Here is a 15,760-nt window from a genome sequence, read left to right on the forward strand (position 1 = left end):
ATTTTATTTATTCTACAACTTTAAGTGTACTCCAAGTCAATACTCATTTCTATTAAAACTAAGCTGGATTATCTATATCGGTTGTTTGTGTATTATTTCAAATAAAAAAGTCTTGTTTTTTTATTCTTTTTTGGATATACTTTTAACAATTTAGGGAAATTTTAGGAAAAGGGGTATAAAAATGACAACGTATCAGCGAAAGGTATTATTATCGACATCGGCGGGAATTGCTTTAGAGAATATGGATATTATGTTTTTAGCTTTTTCATTATCTTCAATGATTACTTCTTTTCATATTAGTGGTACGCAAGCGGGTTTCATTTCAACGATCACTAATTTGGGGATGCTCATTGGAGGTATTTTTTTTGGCATCATAGCTGATAAATATGGACGTGTGAAAGTATTTTCTCAAACAGTCCTTCTGTTTTCGATTGCTTCTTTATTGATGTATTTTGCTTCAAACATCTACTTGGTTTATCTCTTTCGCTTTATCGCAGGTGTAGGAGCGGGAGGAGAATATGGGGCATGTATGTCCTTGATTTCCGAAAGTTTTTCAAAAAAACAAATTGGACGAGCTTCTTCGGTTGCTGGTATTGGTGCGCAGGTCGGTGCGGCTTTGGCTGCGATTTTAGCCGCTGTGATCATTCCAACGTTTGGTTGGAAGATGTTGTATGTCGTAGGTGTACTGCCGGTGTTGATGGTCTTGTTGATTCGTCGCGGCTTGACTGAACCAAAGGAATTCAAATCTGCACAATCCGCCGAAAAGAAAACCAAACTTAGCAGACTGTTTGAATCCAAACATCTTGCTTGGCAAACATGTGGCCTTAGTATCATGGTGACTGTCCAAATCGCCGGCTATTTTGGGTTAATGAATTGGCTGCCTTCGATTATGCAAGATCGATTAGGACTTTCGGTTTCTGGATCTTCATTGTGGATGGTCAGTACTATTTTAGGCATGTCTTTGGGGATGATGACTTTTGGCATGATCATGGATAAATTGGGGCCTAAACTAGCCTTTTCTCTGTTTTTAATTTGTTCATCCTTATCTGTCTATCTACTTGTGTTAGCCCATAGCCAGTGGAGTTTGGTAGCAGCCGCTGTGATAGTCGGCTACTTTATCAATGGCATGTATGGTGGATATGGCGCAGTGATTAGTAGTTTGTATCCAACAGAAATCCGCGCGACGGCGAATAATTTCATTATGAACCTTGGACGAGCTGTTGGTGGTTTTTCTTCTATCGTCATCGGTTTCTTGATGGATCATTATAGTTTAACTGCCGTAATCTTGTTTTTGAGTGGTATTTACCTAGTCAGTCTGCTGGTCTTGACAACTCTTACTGGTGTTACAGCATTAAAGGAAAGCTTGCAGCATTGACATTTGCTTCTGTAAATGACAAGAAAGAGGTGTGACAAAAGCTTGCATCTGCGGTAATAAGACCAGCCAAATCAAAAACATGAGACACTGTTTCCGTTTGGCTGGTCGTATTACTTAATGCAGGACAGCTTTTTCAACTGCTAATTTCCTTCTATCTGGCGGCGACTATTCTTTGACGTCCGTCATTTCAAAGTACTTTACTAATAACTTCGCATAACGAAAAACTGTGGATACACTCGTATATTGAGCGTCTGCATAATCTTCCAAATTTTTCTCAGGATGTTGATACATGAATTCAATCAAATGATAATTATATGATTTTCTGTAGAAATGAAGATAAATAGTGTAGATTGGGAAGTTCTCCTGCTTTTCCATAGAAAAGCGCCGATTATTCTCATTCTTCAAAATGACCTTATCAGGATATTTCTAAATCTGTTAGATAATTCAAGATAGACTTACTTGATACCTTCAATTCGTTTTGTAGCTCTTCTATTGAACACCAACGTTCTGTTTCCAGCAGTAAATGAATCATTTTAATTTTTTTGAGAAACTTTTGTTAAAAAAGTCTGCATATTTTCTCCTTCTGTATCTACTTTACTATACTACATACAAGAAAAAAACGGATACAAATATCCCACTGCAAAACAGTTAATGGTGCATAAACCTGTTATTATTTCTCTTTTTTTCCTAACCATTCTCTTGATATGAATCATTGAATCGTTTATTATATAAATGTCAATAATCTAATAATAAAATAACATACATATTTTATTATTGCATACTTAATAACAGAACTATAGCAAAAAATCCCGTGTATCAACACGGGATTAGATTAAGTTTCCTCAATCACTATTCATAACACAATTATTATAACAAGTAAGTAAACAATTGAAAAGGGCATTTATTGAAAACGGTTGTTTTTTACTTAAGGAGGAAATTTAGTGAAAAAATTAGTTGCGTTGTTTTTGGTCGCAGGAAGTTTGTTAAGTGGGTGTGGTGCTACTACTTCTACTACTCAAAGCACAAGTTCAGCTTAGGCTTCCAGCAGCAGTACCACGATCTCCGAAAGTACGGCAGATTCATCGAAAGAACAAGAACAAATTGAAAAGAAAAAAGAAGAAGAAAAACAAAAAGCGGAAAAAGCTACACTAGAAAAAAAAGTGACAGAAGCGGAATCTGCTTTGTCACAAGCTGAAGCAAATCCTACAAAAGAAAACTATGCAACTGCTTCAGCAGCTATCCAAGCGCTACCTGAAAACAAGCAAGAGTTGACTAGCCGTCTTGCTGCAATTGATTCCACGATCAAAGCAAAAGAAGCAGAAGAAGAACGGAAAAAGCAAGAAGAAATTGCACGACAACAAGCAGAACAAGCGCAACAGGAAGCAATCGCACAGCAACAAGCAGAACAGGCGAGGCAAGAAGCAATCGCACAGCAACAAGCAGAACAGGCGAGGCAAGAAGCAATCGCACAGCAACAAGCAGAACAGGCGAGGCAACAAACCGCAGCTGAACAGGCCTCTCAGCAGGCACAAGCCGCAGCTCCTGAGCAAAATAATGAACAAACTGTCTATGTCACACCGACCGGTTCAAAATACCATACACATAAATGTGGAAATGGTACGTATACCCCTGCCACTTTAAGCGAAGCTCAAGCTCGTGGTTTAACCCCTTGCTCCAAATGTTATGGAAACTAATTCAAAAGTTATACTAGAGTAATAAAATTCTTCTGAAACATAAAAAAATAGAAGCTGGCGTTCCAGATAGTAAACCAAAAATAGCAGTTTACATGTCCATTTCGTCAGCTTCTCTCTTTTTTCATTTAGTCTGTTTCCTCTGCTTTTTGGACATCTTCATTCATTCTTTCTCAATCAAATAATACACCTCTTTTTCTTTTCGCAGTTTGTATCTTCCTTTTTTCAATTTCATTGAAAACTGTTTCGAATGTTTATGTTTTACACGGATTTTAAGTAGGAGCTCCTCATGTTGCAAGCGATATTTCCCACCTTTTAAATCAGAAAATCTCACTAGTCCGTATTCATCAGAAGCTTTCACAAATGGAACTTTTTCTCTAATAATATAGTGTTTGCCGTTGAGCGTTTTTACAGAAAAGACCATTCCTTCGATTGGTCGTCCGTTTGTGTTCTTTACATAAAAAGATAAAGGATAGTTTCGTTTAGCGATGGCCAAAGAATCTAAATAAGCGATGAGTAGCCAAACTAAGCCGATCGATCCAAGTAGTATACCGATAAACCAAATAAAAAATTTCCATTTTTTCCATTGATCAATTCCTTGGATCGCTTTTTTTGCCTCTTTTGCTTGATAAGGAATACGATGCCCCGTCACAAGCAGTCGATGTGTATTGACCATATATGGAGTGCAGGTAAGCAAAGTCACGAGGTCCCTACCTTTTTGGATACCCAAAGAATCTACTTCATCAGGTAAGACCACTTGAATTTTTTCTACTTGATACGCCAATGTCTTTCCATTGATCTGGATAAAAAACTGGTCTCCTTTTTTCAACTTAGGCAAATCTGTAAATAATTTTGCTTCTGGGAGACCACGATGCCCAGAAAGAACGGCATGGGTGCTTTTTCCGCCAGTCGGATAAGAACTTCCTTCCAATAATGACGTTCCTTTTTGCAAAAATATTTCCGTTGTCTGATCGAATATGGGTAAGCTGACATTGATTTTTGGGATTTCGATGACTCCAAGCATATGTTCCATAAAAAAGGCATTACTAGGTAAATCTTTTAATGCTTTTGCATCAACTGCTTGGTTGAAACTAGCTATCCCTGGTGATACGTTTTGCTCTGCCAGCTGTTGATTTTTCTTTGTCATTTTTTCCTGCTGTTTTTTTATTTCTTCTGAATTCTTACTCGATGCCTGTTTTTGATAATGGATGATCATCTGCTGGGCAAGAAAATCATTCAGTGAATCTTCTACAAAAGGATAAGAAAAGATCCCGATCCCAACGACTAAAAGGATTGCCATGAAGATGTCCAGTATTCTTATTCTGCTTTTTTTCATCATGTCCACCTATTTTCTAATATGTATATGAAGAGGTTGTGAAATCAGCGCCTTGACCTAAGTATTAGAGAAGCAAACGGAAAAATAGTTCCTCATATTTTACCGTTTGTTGAGCTAATACCGAGAGACCGACCACTTCTGTCACAACCTTTCTCCCCATTTGAATCACTGTCGTTTATTTATCGTATGATTTTTGTTTCCAATAGTTTAAGCTTCTGTTTCTTGATGGCGTTTTTTGAAGTAGATCACTGCTCCTCCAACTAAAGCAATACCTACCAAGATGAATACGATGATCCCCATACCACCAGTTGAAGGCAAGATTCCTTTAGGTTGGTTATCAATCGTTGTTTCATCAGAAGTTGTTGGATCATCATCTACTGTAAATTCAGTGTACGCAGCTTCATCCTTAGGTAATGCGTAGCCTTCTGGTGCTTTTGTTTCTTGAAGGCAGTATGCCCCTTGTTTCAGCCCTTCGATTGAAAATTTCCCTTCTGAATCAGAAATCAATGTCACTTCTTCCCAGTCAGAACCTGTGACTTCATCTGACCAAGCATATGGGTATTCTCCTGAGGTAAGGTTTGCTATTTTTTTCATTAATTTAACAGTTGGATCTTTTGCTCTTAGAATAGAAAATTCTGAACCCGCTAATTTTTTCTTGCGTGTTCACATCTTGTTTGATGAAGTGGAAATCACCGTAGTTTTGGACGTTTTCTACAGTAATCGTGTTATCTGTAGTTGTATTTTCTCGGTTGACTACACCGTTTGGATTCCCAAAATCGGCTTCATCTGCGCCATGGATGATTCCGGTTGTTTGTTGCAATTTTCCGTTTTCTACTACAAATGAGGTTTCTTTTTGTGGATCGGTCAATTGATAACCATCTGGTGCTTTTGTTTCAACTAAAGTATAATTGCCGTCTAGTAACCCATTGACACTGATGGATCCTTCAGTATCAGTTGTGAACGTTAATGCTGATTCGGCAGGACCATAAAGAGCGACACCGGTGTTTTCATCAAAACCAGTCACAAATTGATTGTCTGAATTTTTGATCTGGAATTGCGCCCCTGCTAACTTATCTACCCCTGAGAAGTTCCCAGCTTTTTGGATTTTGATATTGCTTTCTTTGATGACATTTTTAGCATATAGATGAATCGTGTCTAAAGGTTTGTCAGGATCTGATGAATCAGGGTTGTAAAAGGGTAAGCTTAACACGATATTTGGCGACGTTTCAACACCAGGTTTTGGTGTTTCTACAAAGACGTATACAGCATCTTTCCCTTCAGATTTACCTGGAAGAGTCAAGTTAGCTAATCCTTCACCAGAAGTCGTTACACTTGCAAAGGGTGTAGCGTCTGCTGGAACTGCTGTATCTTTACTTGGATAGTACGTAGCAGTGATGTCGTATACATTGAATTCTACGCCATTCAATGGCTCGCTATTCGGAAATGTCAATTCCGTTCCGTTGTTTATTTGATTTTCTGGTGCTGAAGTGAATTTCAATTTATGCAAATTAACCGTGACATTTTCTGGTGTAGGTGATACGGCTGCAGAAACATCTGCAGTTCCTAGGCTGAGAATGAAAGGAAGCAACATAATAGTAGTTCCTAGAAGTGCCCATATTTTTGTTTTGATGTTTTTCATTTTATTTCCCTCCTATTGTTTCCTTTTTGTTGTTTTTTACAAAACCAAGCTGTCCCTGTTGAAAGGACTAGCAACAACCCTAAGATTGAAAAACTTCCAAGCATCTCTTCGTTTGTTTTTGGAAAGCTTCCTCCACTTTTTTCATTTGATGGGCCATTCGTCTGCATCTGAACTGGCGTTTTTCCGTTATTTGTCCGATTTGCTTCTGGCTCGTTGATGATTTCCAATGGTATAGGATGAAGTGGATCATAACTGCCTTCTTCAACTTCAAAGAGAATTGGTGCTGGACTCCATACATATCCTTTAGGCGGCTTGATCTCAACTAGTTCGTAGCTTCCAAAAGACAAACCATGGACAGAAAATGTTCCATCTTTACCGGAAGTAAAAATCGTTGCTCTCGGATCATCTTTGGCTACCCAGTGATTTATCCCATTTTCTTGCGCTAAATATTGGTTATCTCTTTTGACTAGAAATTGAGCATCTGCCAGTCTTTGTTTCGTTTGCCCATCCACTTTGACAAATTGTTTGCCACCTGTTTGGATGGCAAGATGTGTTTCTACTGTTTGATTGTCAGTCGTCAAACGTACCTCGTTGTCAAATGTCGTTTTTTCACTGTTTTCTTTCAATGTCATTTGGTAACGGATCGTTAATTTTTTCCCAGCAAACGAACTGAGATCTTTTCCATAATCTGATAATACAAAACCATGTTTTGTTTTTTGTGTATGAAATGTATAAATCTTTTCTCCACCAATCAAAAGATCGATGGTTTCTGATTCTAAACACAACTGAGGATCAGCTGTATCTTTAATCGTATAGGTTCCTATCTCGTTGATGTTCTCAGGAATTGTGGTGGTGATGAGATAAGGTACTTTATCCCCATCTGCAAAATCTGTCTGCTTGTTCTCTACTTTTTTTGTTAATGTGAGTGCAGCAGGTATTTTTTGTTCGCTCTTGGGATACAAGTGGATGGTCGTCAATTTATGATTAGATGAATCTGTCACAGGAAGCACGACGACAAATGGTGCTGATTTTTCTTTTACTTGATCTGAAGATTTTATTTCCGCAAATCGATAAACAGCGTCACGACCTTGCTCGTCTTTGTCCGATACACGAAAAGAAGCAATGCCCTCTTCCCCGTCTACTGTTTTTGTTACACTTTCTGCCAGTATTTTTCCACTGTCACTTTTTTGTGCTAGCTTTCTTTGTGCATCTTCTACACTACTTCCTTCTGATCGCAGCTTGTAAAATTCATCCGAGACATCATATATAGCAAAAGTAACACCGTTCAACCCTTTTGCCTCCTGAAAGTTATCTGGACTATCCATTCCGTCGTTTTGACTGATACTTGGCATCTGTTCGCTTTCGAACATTCGATTATGCAAAGTAAATGTGATGGGTGATTCTCTAGCTGACACAGTCGGAGAACCAATAAAAAATCCCAGCAGGATAAAAAAGAGAACAGCAAACCTATCCACACGTACATTTTTTGTTTTTTTCATCGCTGTTCACCTGCTTTTCTCTTACGATGGATAAAATAAAAGAAGCCAGAAAAAATAAAGATCATTCCTAAAAAGATAAAGGGCAGTAGACCTATCCCGCCTGTCGAAGGAAGTAAGAGAGTCGGATTGATCGTCAACTCAGCGGTATCTGTTGCGGTAATCGAATAATTATTGTTTACAGTTCCTTCCCCTAAACTAATCGTTACTATTTGTGATCCAATATCTGTCCGGCTGTTAACTGTTAGTGTATAATCCAATGATTCACCTGAGACAACACCAGTAACGTGGACATTTCCAATCGGAATCGAGTAACTTTGGGCATCATAGTTAAAGGTCGCGTCCTCGACAGTAATCACTGCATCAGCTTTATTGATGGTATAGATTCCTGATGTGTTAGCTATATCATTAAATGTCATCTTTGGGTTTGCTGCTTTGACTTTATCTATCCCGCTTTTCGTTAATTTGATTGCATAGCTGCCAACGTTAACCATATTTTTTGCTGATTGTGTATTTACTGTGTAGTCCGTGTTGCTAAGTGTCACTTGCTCTGGAATAAGCGAACTGGTGACACCTTCTGCTAGCTTGACATGGATCGACGGGATTCCTGCTTTTCCATCATATGTCTTACTGCCACCGAGCTCTACCATACCGCTGATTGGCTTGATCGTATAGATATCAGATGTCTGCACGATAGTAAATAGATAGTTTGTTCTGGCAGCTAGTTTAGCTAATCCGCTTTCTGTCAATTGCCAAGTCGTATAGGTTCCAATTTCAGTAGGCGCAGTTACTTCAACTCCCTTTTCATTCATCGCTTTGAAATCAGTTGGATTCCATGTGATTTGATCAATACTGAGATCATTGTTTAAAAGGGATGTTGATTCTGTTTTATCATTAAAGGTATATTTAACGATCGGTACAACAGAAAGACCATCATAGTACTTATTGCCATTTACATTGATTGATACTGTTGCATTTGTCTTATAATATAGGATGACTTCAGAGATTTGTTTTCCATTTGCGTCCTTTACGATTACATTTCCATTTGTATCTAAACTAGCTGAAACACTCGTTGCTGATTGGTTCTTTGTTTCTGTCGCTGAAACAGCAGTAAAGGTATATCCGCTGATAGTAGGCACATTAGTCGTCAGGTCTTGTGCAGCACTTCCGTAAGTAAGATTCATTATTTTAGAAGGAGCAATCGTTTGTCCAAAATAGTCTTGATACTTAATAGTAATTGGTGTTTGTTTGCCTGTATAGGTCACCGTATCGACGTTACTTTCTAAGGCTGTGAAAGAACCGTTTGTTTGTGCAAAAGAATAGCCCGCTACTGCTGTTGGAATAATAACCACTTTGTCACCCACATGGATTCCAGATAATGTAGTGCCGTATGTTCCAGTTTGTACTATTCCGCCATTAACAGTATAAGAAAATGTTCCAGGTTGGTTTGCATTGACTTGGACTGATGCTGATTGAGTAGGAGTTTCGATGGCATTTTCACCTGAACTATCAACAACTTTTCCATCATCAATGTAATAATTAACATAATGAATGTAGCTATCAGTAGTTGTTTTGATACCGATAGAAAGAGATTGCAAATCTAGTCCTGCTGAGGGAATTGTATTTTGATTAATAAAAGGATAACTTCCATCAGCATTTGTAGCACTCCCAGGACTAATGTTTGCTTTCATATAAAGTCGAGACGATGAACCATTCACTACTTCTCTAGCAATATATAAATTTTGAATATCCGTCTGTCCATCAATAAAAGCAATCGCTTTTGTGATACCTATGATCTTTGCTTTATCAGCACTTAATGTTCCATTCACAGCAATAATGACTCCATCTTTGGCATATATCACTGTATATCCATCTGGTAAGGTATGTCCGTTGAAAATCGTAGTGGCCGCAATAGCGCTAAATGTTTGACTTCCACCTGTTTCTGAATAAGCTTTTTCCCCTGCTGCTTTTGCAGCTGCGATTTCTTCTTCTGTTGGATCAATCAGCTGAGTCGAGGATGCAGTTGTGGTTGTCTTATTGTTGCTAGACTGATTGGTACTTTCTGTTGACTGTACTTCAGAAGCGGGTGGACTATTTGTCTCCTCTATCGTTTGGTTAGTAAAATTTGACGTTTCTGTATAAACGTTTACATTCCTATTGGATAAACTTCCTAAAAAAGTAAGAATCACGATTATCGAAACTGCAATAATACGCAAGTGTTTTCTTCGAGATACAGCTTTTAGTCTAAAATCAAAATGTTTTTGACATATACATTGGATTTTATTTTGAATTTTCTTGATCATTTTCACCCCTCCTCTCAATAAAAACGTTATCAAATAAGCATGTGCACGTTATTCAAAATCTAATTTTTACTATTTTATTGATGTATGGAAAGTTTGGATCCTTTCTATTCTCTTTTTATTTCTAAGATTATTCTATTCCTCGCGCTTAATAGAAAAGATTTATTTTTAAATAAAAAATACTCTTTTTTTACGATTATTAAAAAAAAAAGATAAAACTTGATGAATTGAAGTATTGCTTAATTTTGGAAGCTAGGGGGGAAGAATAAAAGCATATATATTGTTTCAAGAACGAAATCTTGTTATCTTTTTAAAGGACATTTGTCCAAAATCTAATTTTAGGAGGTACGTTTTGACATTTATTCGTACAAATAAAAGAGAATTATCTTTATTCATTCTTTATTTTTTATTCATAGGATTTCAATTAGGGATCCTTCCATTAGCCTTATTATCTATGGTAACGAACAGTGATTTAATACATTCAGAGTTTGTTGTGTTCGCGGTTAACTTATGTATTCCTTCTATTATTGGAATCATTTTGTTTCGTAAAGAGATCATAGAAAGTTTTTCTTATTTCAAAGAAAAAACTTGGCTGAGAATTGCTAGTATATTTTTTTGGGTAGGCTTGATCTTTTTAGTAGATGTCTTCACGCAATACATTTTAGGTCCCACTAACCAATCAGCCAATCAGGAATATTTATCGCAATTAGGAAAACAAACGCCGCTATTTTTGACTTTGATTGTTTTTACTTTCTTTGGCCCGATTTTAGAAGAACTTATTTTTCGTCATCTTTTAATTAATTGGCTTTCTCAATCTATTGGTTTAATTTTGTCTTCTTTGATTTCTATTTTTCTATTTACATTTATTCATGTAACGCATCCAATTGATTTTTTCATGTACGCTCCTGGAGCGATTTTACTGACGATTGCTTATTTAACTGCGAATCGCTCATTAGTTTTTATCATAGTTATCCATATTTTGAATAACGTTCTTGGCTTTGTATTATAGATACAGATGACAAAAAAAGTTCAAGTATGCGGCGTAGAACCAATATCGCATACTTGAACTTTTTTCAATTAGTATAAATTAAAACTTCTAATTTTCAATTTCCATCATCTGATATGCCCGACCGCCTGAACTTCTTTTGAAAAAGCCGAATGTGATTAGGTAACGCCTTTGTTCGACATAATCAGCACTAGAAAATACGTCCATCAATATCGAATTGACTTCTGTTTCTGTATAGATTACTCCATGTTCGAATCGTTTCAAGACTTCTTTCAGCAGGATGTATTTCTTTTTTGTTGCGCTTGGTACTTGTTTTACTTTTCCCTCCTTCATAAATGTCTCCAAAACTTTCATTTTCTCTTGCTCCGTATAAGTATAAATCATCTTCTTTCTCCTTTTGATTCTAAGAATATTCCATTTATGTTAGAATATTCTGTATTTTTTGTTAAAGCGGTTACTCTCAAGAAAGATATTATCATATGGCTCTTTTTTTTACTAATATTTGTCGATAGACTCATCCTAATAAGTTATTCGCCCATTCGAGTAATTAAAAAAATACTGAATCAAGAGTAACGCATTACATGATGAGAACAAAAAAAGAACCCTTGAACTCCAAGGGTTCTTTCTCTGTCTGATAACGATGATTAACGACGGATTTCTTTGATACTTGTGAAAAGTCGTTAAAGTATTGATATAAAAAGATTTTTATTACCTCTGACTACACTTTGACTAGTTTATGAAAAATTGGCTCTTTAAGAATCCTATAATACCAGCGTTTTCACCGTATTTTAGTCTTCCAAAGAACGAAATGCAAGTAATGGTTTTACCTTTTCATTATTAGTCAAATGACGGTAGATTTTTGAAGTCGTTTTGTCCGTATGACCTAATCGATCCTTCAAGACATCCCAACTACAATACTCGGCTACTAGACTAGCCATTGTGTGGCGAGCTAAGTGAGTATGGAATGACTTTCCAATCCCTGACCGCTCCACGCACCGCTTAACGTGATCATTTACATATTCCCTGCGATAAGGCACCCCACGTTTACTAGCATCGAGATAAACAAATAAATAAGTCTCATCCACAATAAAGCGATGATGCCCTCTCATCTCAGCTAAAGCACGAATCAATTGCTTTAGCTTTTCCATCGCCAATGGTGTTACCGGCACTCGTCTAGCAGAACTAACTGTCTTAGTAGTTTCAATACGAAAATCTTTACTCTTTCCTTTAACCGCTGTCTGTTTATAGAAGAGAATTTCATTTCTTTGAAAATCAATATCTTCTGGTTGTAAAGCAAGTGCCTCACTAACACGGCAGCCTGTATAGAATAGAACATGAAAGAGAACTGACATAGGTAATTCTTCATGGACAATCCCATAGTTCAAGAACGTCCTCAACTCATCTACCGTCAAAAACTTATCTTCCACATTATTGACAGCTTCTTTCAAATCCCGAACGGTTACTTGATACTTAGGTATTCTGACTGTCTTCATTGGATTTTCACTTACTAACTGCTTTTTGAGACAGTACTTGAAAACCATGTTTAGGACTTGAATCAGAGATTGTAGACTATTTTTAGCATAGCCTAGGTCTGTACCGTTGAGGCCTCGTTCCTTCAAGTTGAAAACCAACTCTTGTAGTTCATCTGATGATAAATCACAGAGTCGTTTATTGCCAATCCAACGATTGATGATAGTCAGTTGTTCTGCTCGCTTATCATAGGTCGATTCTTTTTGTTCATTTAAGGACCGGTAATATTGAAACCATTTTTCACCTACAACGCTAAACTTGTCGTTGCTTGCAACAATCCTTTTCTTGTGTCGTTGCTCCTTTTCCATTTCCAGATAAGCAAGTTGTGCTTCCTGTTTTGAATTGAAACCACGTCTTGTTGTTCGAAATGCTTGAAAATACCAAGTGACTCTGCCAGTAGAACTAATTTGTTTTTTAAAACGATCTTTTGTTTTCATTTATTGATTCCTCCTATTTCGAAGGAACCCAACAAGCGAAAAATCTTTGGAAATCTTTCTATCTATGCTTCCATTGTACCGCATCCTAATAAAAAGATGTAACCTATAAAGATCGAAGTAGTCACATTTGTTCACGAAAGCCATCTGCATCACTCTTCCTCATCCATTCTAAAACATCGTCTCGCAGGTAGTGTCCTCGAATTCCATACCAACAAGACGGAAAATCGCCAAGTTTGACCAAGCGATTTAACGTACTATCACTGATTTGAAAAAGACGTTTCAAATCAGTATTAGTAAGTACTAGTGGTAGTTGCGCCATAGCAAGTAGCCTATCTGTGTATTCTTCTAGTTTCTTTTGCAAGTACGGATAAAAATCAGTTTCAAGAACTCTTTGATTAGTAGGATATTCCAATTGCTTCACCTCTTCTCTATCGTAAAAAATCTTCCCAGTATTTCTAAACAAAAATTAGGTATCATAAAGCAATGACGTAGATAAGAAAAATCAAGTCTTAAAAATAGTAGTTTTTCATCTATCAGCTGCTCTGCCAAAGCACATAGGAATCTCACCTCCCCCCAGTAATGGCGGGCCAATTTGGTTACGGAAGTATCATTATCTAGTTTTCATCTTTACATTTCACTATTTCTGTCGCTCCGATCATTCGATCCTCCTGGCGTAATAAAATGTAAGATTAAAAAACTAACGTACTGATAGATTCATGTTTAATTTTCAATGGACATGGCTTTTCAGCCTATGATAATCTTCTAGAAATGAATCTAAAAAACTTCCATAGAATGAAAATTGGAAAGAGGAAGGCACTACTAGCGACTGACATCAAAGGTCAGGATTTTTTCAATTAGTTTGGTTTCCAAGTTTCTACGCAAAAACTCATCAATATAAACAGACGATGTAGAACCAACTTCATAGTTATTTCGCAATGAAAGTCTGATAATATACTTCTGATAGTGATGAAGAACCTCTGTGATTGCCACTGGCTCCCCAGAAACTGCCGAAACAATTGTCTCTACTTTTAATGAAGAAATAGCCTTATTAGTGTCATTATTCATGGCTATTTTCCTCCAAATACTTCCTTAACTCTTCTTCAGCTTTCCTTCGTTGGTACCACACACCGCCAACACTCATCCCAATTATTTCCCCTATTTCACGATCGTTGAATCCAGCAAAATAATAAAGTAAGATAATTTTTCGTTTAGGTTCGCAGAGTTGGTGAATTGCTTCTGCTACATCGAGATTTGCGACTAATAGTTCCATACCTAGAGCTAGAAAAAACTCACTATTCTCCATGGAAGTATCGTTGATTTGAAAAGATGCTAGAGCTGATTCTGGTAATTCAGTTAATGAAATTTGCCGTTCTCGGAGTCTGGCATATTGCTTTTTGATATTCCGTGCTTCATTGCGAATGACTGTTTTACAAAAGCTATCAAAGATTTGTACAACGCGGAAATCCAATAAATCTTTCATATTCTTTCCTCCTCATGTTCAAACAAAGATTTTGTAACTCATTGCTTTCCCCTTTCCACTACTAATACAATTTGGGCAGGTCTATTTTTCGAAGAATCGGAATTTTTTTCAAAAAAATAGCGCACAGACAAATTTGTCTATACGCTTCAAAAAAAATCATAATGAACATTAGTTTAGTTAGCAACAATAAATAGATTTTTTAAAAATTATCTAGTTATTGTTTTGTAGAACGTGTTCGAGTATTGCCGCTGCTTTTCCTTCAAACACGCATTCTTGGTAATTATCCGTTAGATTATCTTGATTCAATAGAACCGTAACAATCGAATCATTGTCACTGATTTCCTCGTCTTCTTCCTTGAAGGCCGCAACCTGCTCCTCGGACAAACCTAAGTCGCCAAACTTCGTCCCCGACCACGTACCATCATCGCTTTTCCCATAGGCCGCTTCCAGCTTCGTCAAAGTCTCCGCAGCTTCCTCCTCTGTCGGCATATAGCGCAACGTCACGCCAATCAAGCCAAAGCCCGGCTCAAAGACCAAGTCCGGAGCAGCCATCCCCACTTCCGTCTCCATGGCACTGGTAAAAGAGAATACCTGATATTTTTCGGGAGTGACATCCAGCGCCGCCTCTTCCACATCCAAGTCTAAGGCCTCCATAGCCTCATCTTCTCCCATCCCCCAACTAACATCTTCAAAAGGTGGCGTCCAGTCATAGGTCACATCCTCGGGCTCCTCCTGGGTAGAGCAGCCACCTAAGAAACACACTGCCAACAAGCCTAACAAAAGTTTTTTCACATTCACTCCTCCAGTCAAAATAAACTCAAAATAAATTGAAAGAACACACAATAAGCAACTACTAACATGAAATTAACCAAAATAAGTGTCAACGGCAACATTAAAATGTAGGAACCTACAATTTTAAGTTGCCCTTGACATAACTCCCTACTCCTGAAAATGCTCATGCAATGGTTGATAAAGATGATATCCTAGCAGGCAACCGATAAAGTTTAAGAAGATATCACTTATCGCAAATGTGCCAAGGTAAAACACAAACTGTATCATCTCAATCCCCACAATCGTCAGGAGAGCTACGATGACAAACTCCCGATAACGAGCCTTCATCCCATACAAAAGTCCCAGTGGTATGAAGTAGCAAACATTTAGTAGTGCCTCAAGCCAGCTTAGCCTCCCCACCCATCAAAAAGTCGATAGTATTCAGAATCAAGGCCTGATAACGGGGAGCCTTGGTGAATAAAACGGCGAACAATAAGAACAAATACACACTAAAAAATAGATAAAGATAAACTACGGATAATTTTCCTAAAGACCACTGTAGGTAAAACAACGTAAGCGCCCCATAGAACAGTACCTTACTAACAAATGCACCTCAAGATATACTTGAGCTATCAAGAAGTCTGGAGGTTTTCTATGTATAAATTAAATGAGATTGTTCCTGTCCAATTAGGAAACGAA

The 15,760-nt window shown here is 37.4% G+C and carries 15 protein-coding genes and 2 pseudogenes; 4 read left to right on the top strand and 13 right to left on the bottom strand.

From position 1 onward, the window contains the following. Positions 1–181: 181 nt before the first annotated feature. Entirely contained in the window at positions 182–1,375 is a 1,194-nt protein-coding gene (locus tag OZZ83_RS13390; RefSeq protein ID WP_002308744.1) for an MFS transporter, read from the top strand. Between the two features lie 165 nt (positions 1,376–1,540). On the opposite strand, the pseudogene OZZ83_RS13395 reads toward OZZ83_RS13390, so the two are convergent. Beyond that, a pseudogene (locus tag OZZ83_RS13395) lies at positions 1,541–1,947 on the bottom strand (helix-turn-helix domain-containing protein). A 393-nt stretch (positions 1,948–2,340) separates the two neighbouring features. Here OZZ83_RS13395 and OZZ83_RS13400 point away from each other — a divergent pair. Both OZZ83_RS13400 and OZZ83_RS13405 read left to right on the top strand, forming a co-directional pair. Beyond that, positions 2,341–2,535, top strand: a pseudogene (locus tag OZZ83_RS13400) (hypothetical protein); the annotation flags it as partial. Then, positions 2,536–3,069 carry a hypothetical protein gene (locus OZZ83_RS13405; protein ID WP_025476899.1) on the top strand — a complete coding sequence of 178 codons (534 nt, stop codon included), beginning with the start codon at positions 2,536–2,538 and terminating at the stop codon, positions 3,067–3,069. A 160-nt stretch (positions 3,070–3,229) separates the two neighbouring features. On the opposite strand, the gene OZZ83_RS13410 is transcribed toward OZZ83_RS13405, so the two are convergent. From OZZ83_RS13410 to OZZ83_RS13430, 5 genes are all read right to left on the bottom strand, one after another. Beyond that, positions 3,230–4,402: a class C sortase gene (locus OZZ83_RS13410; RefSeq protein WP_002345211.1), complete on the bottom strand. Its 1,173-nt coding sequence runs from the start codon at positions 4,400–4,402 to the stop codon at positions 3,230–3,232. A 207-nt stretch (positions 4,403–4,609) separates the two neighbouring features. Further along, a complete protein-coding gene (locus OZZ83_RS13415; protein ID WP_278023736.1) occupies positions 4,610–4,996 on the bottom strand; it encodes a SpaA isopeptide-forming pilin-related protein in 387 nt (128 codons plus the stop codon). 4 nt (positions 4,997–5,000) lie between these two features. Next, positions 5,001–6,041 carry a pilin N-terminal domain-containing protein gene (locus OZZ83_RS13420; RefSeq protein ID WP_278023738.1) on the bottom strand — a complete coding sequence of 347 codons (1,041 nt, stop codon included), beginning with the start codon at positions 6,039–6,041 and terminating at the stop codon, positions 5,001–5,003. Then, complete coding sequence (locus tag OZZ83_RS13425) at positions 6,038–7,540, bottom strand: SpaH/EbpB family LPXTG-anchored major pilin (RefSeq protein WP_278023740.1); 1,503 nt, start codon at positions 7,538–7,540, stop codon at positions 6,038–6,040. Before OZZ83_RS13425 ends, OZZ83_RS13420 begins: the two co-directional genes overlap by 4 nt. Beyond that, positions 7,537–9,840 carry an MBG domain-containing protein gene (locus OZZ83_RS13430; RefSeq protein ID WP_278023741.1) on the bottom strand — a complete coding sequence of 768 codons (2,304 nt, stop codon included), beginning with the start codon at positions 9,838–9,840 and terminating at the stop codon, positions 7,537–7,539. Before OZZ83_RS13430 ends, OZZ83_RS13425 begins: the two co-directional genes overlap by 4 nt. 349 nt (positions 9,841–10,189) lie before the next feature. On the opposite strand from OZZ83_RS13430, the gene OZZ83_RS13435 reads away from it, so the two are divergent. After that, complete coding sequence (locus OZZ83_RS13435) at positions 10,190–10,846, top strand: CPBP family intramembrane glutamic endopeptidase (RefSeq protein WP_002308733.1); 657 nt, start codon at positions 10,190–10,192, stop codon at positions 10,844–10,846. 87 nt (positions 10,847–10,933) lie between these two features. Here the strand turns inward: OZZ83_RS13435 and OZZ83_RS13440 are convergent, their stop codons facing one another. From OZZ83_RS13440 to OZZ83_RS13470, 7 genes are all read right to left on the bottom strand, one after another. Further along, a complete protein-coding gene (locus OZZ83_RS13440) occupies positions 10,934–11,227 on the bottom strand; it encodes a DUF2087 domain-containing protein (RefSeq protein ID WP_002308732.1) in 294 nt (97 codons plus the stop codon). 404 nt (positions 11,228–11,631) lie between these two features. Then, positions 11,632–12,810 (bottom strand): tyrosine-type recombinase/integrase, encoded by a 1,179-nt coding sequence (locus OZZ83_RS13445; RefSeq protein ID WP_010718181.1) that lies wholly within the window; start codon positions 12,808–12,810, stop codon positions 11,632–11,634. Between the two features lie 121 nt (positions 12,811–12,931). Then, on the bottom strand, positions 12,932–13,222 hold the full coding sequence (locus OZZ83_RS13450; RefSeq protein WP_278023743.1) for a helix-turn-helix domain-containing protein: 291 nt from the start codon (positions 13,220–13,222) through the stop codon (positions 12,932–12,934). Between the two features lie 407 nt (positions 13,223–13,629). Further along, complete coding sequence (locus OZZ83_RS13455; RefSeq protein WP_010718183.1) at positions 13,630–13,875, bottom strand: helix-turn-helix domain-containing protein; 246 nt, start codon at positions 13,873–13,875, stop codon at positions 13,630–13,632. Further along, entirely contained in the window at positions 13,868–14,290 is a 423-nt protein-coding gene (locus OZZ83_RS13460) for an RNA polymerase sigma factor (RefSeq protein WP_278023746.1), read from the bottom strand. The genes OZZ83_RS13455 and OZZ83_RS13460 overlap by 8 nt, the downstream gene beginning before the upstream one ends. A gap of 210 nt (positions 14,291–14,500) precedes the next feature. Beyond that, positions 14,501–15,082, bottom strand: a complete 582-nt coding sequence (locus OZZ83_RS13465) for a hypothetical protein (protein WP_278023748.1) — start codon at positions 15,080–15,082, stop codon at positions 14,501–14,503. A gap of 147 nt (positions 15,083–15,229) precedes the next feature. Then, entirely contained in the window at positions 15,230–15,409 is a 180-nt protein-coding gene (locus OZZ83_RS13470) for a VanZ family protein (RefSeq protein ID WP_229212822.1), read from the bottom strand. Positions 15,410–15,760: the final 351 nt, after the last annotated feature.

Source organism: Enterococcus sp. E5-162 (assembly GCF_035725965.1).
GTDB classification, from domain to species: domain Bacteria; phylum Bacillota; class Bacilli; order Lactobacillales; family Enterococcaceae; genus Enterococcus_B; species Enterococcus_B lactis.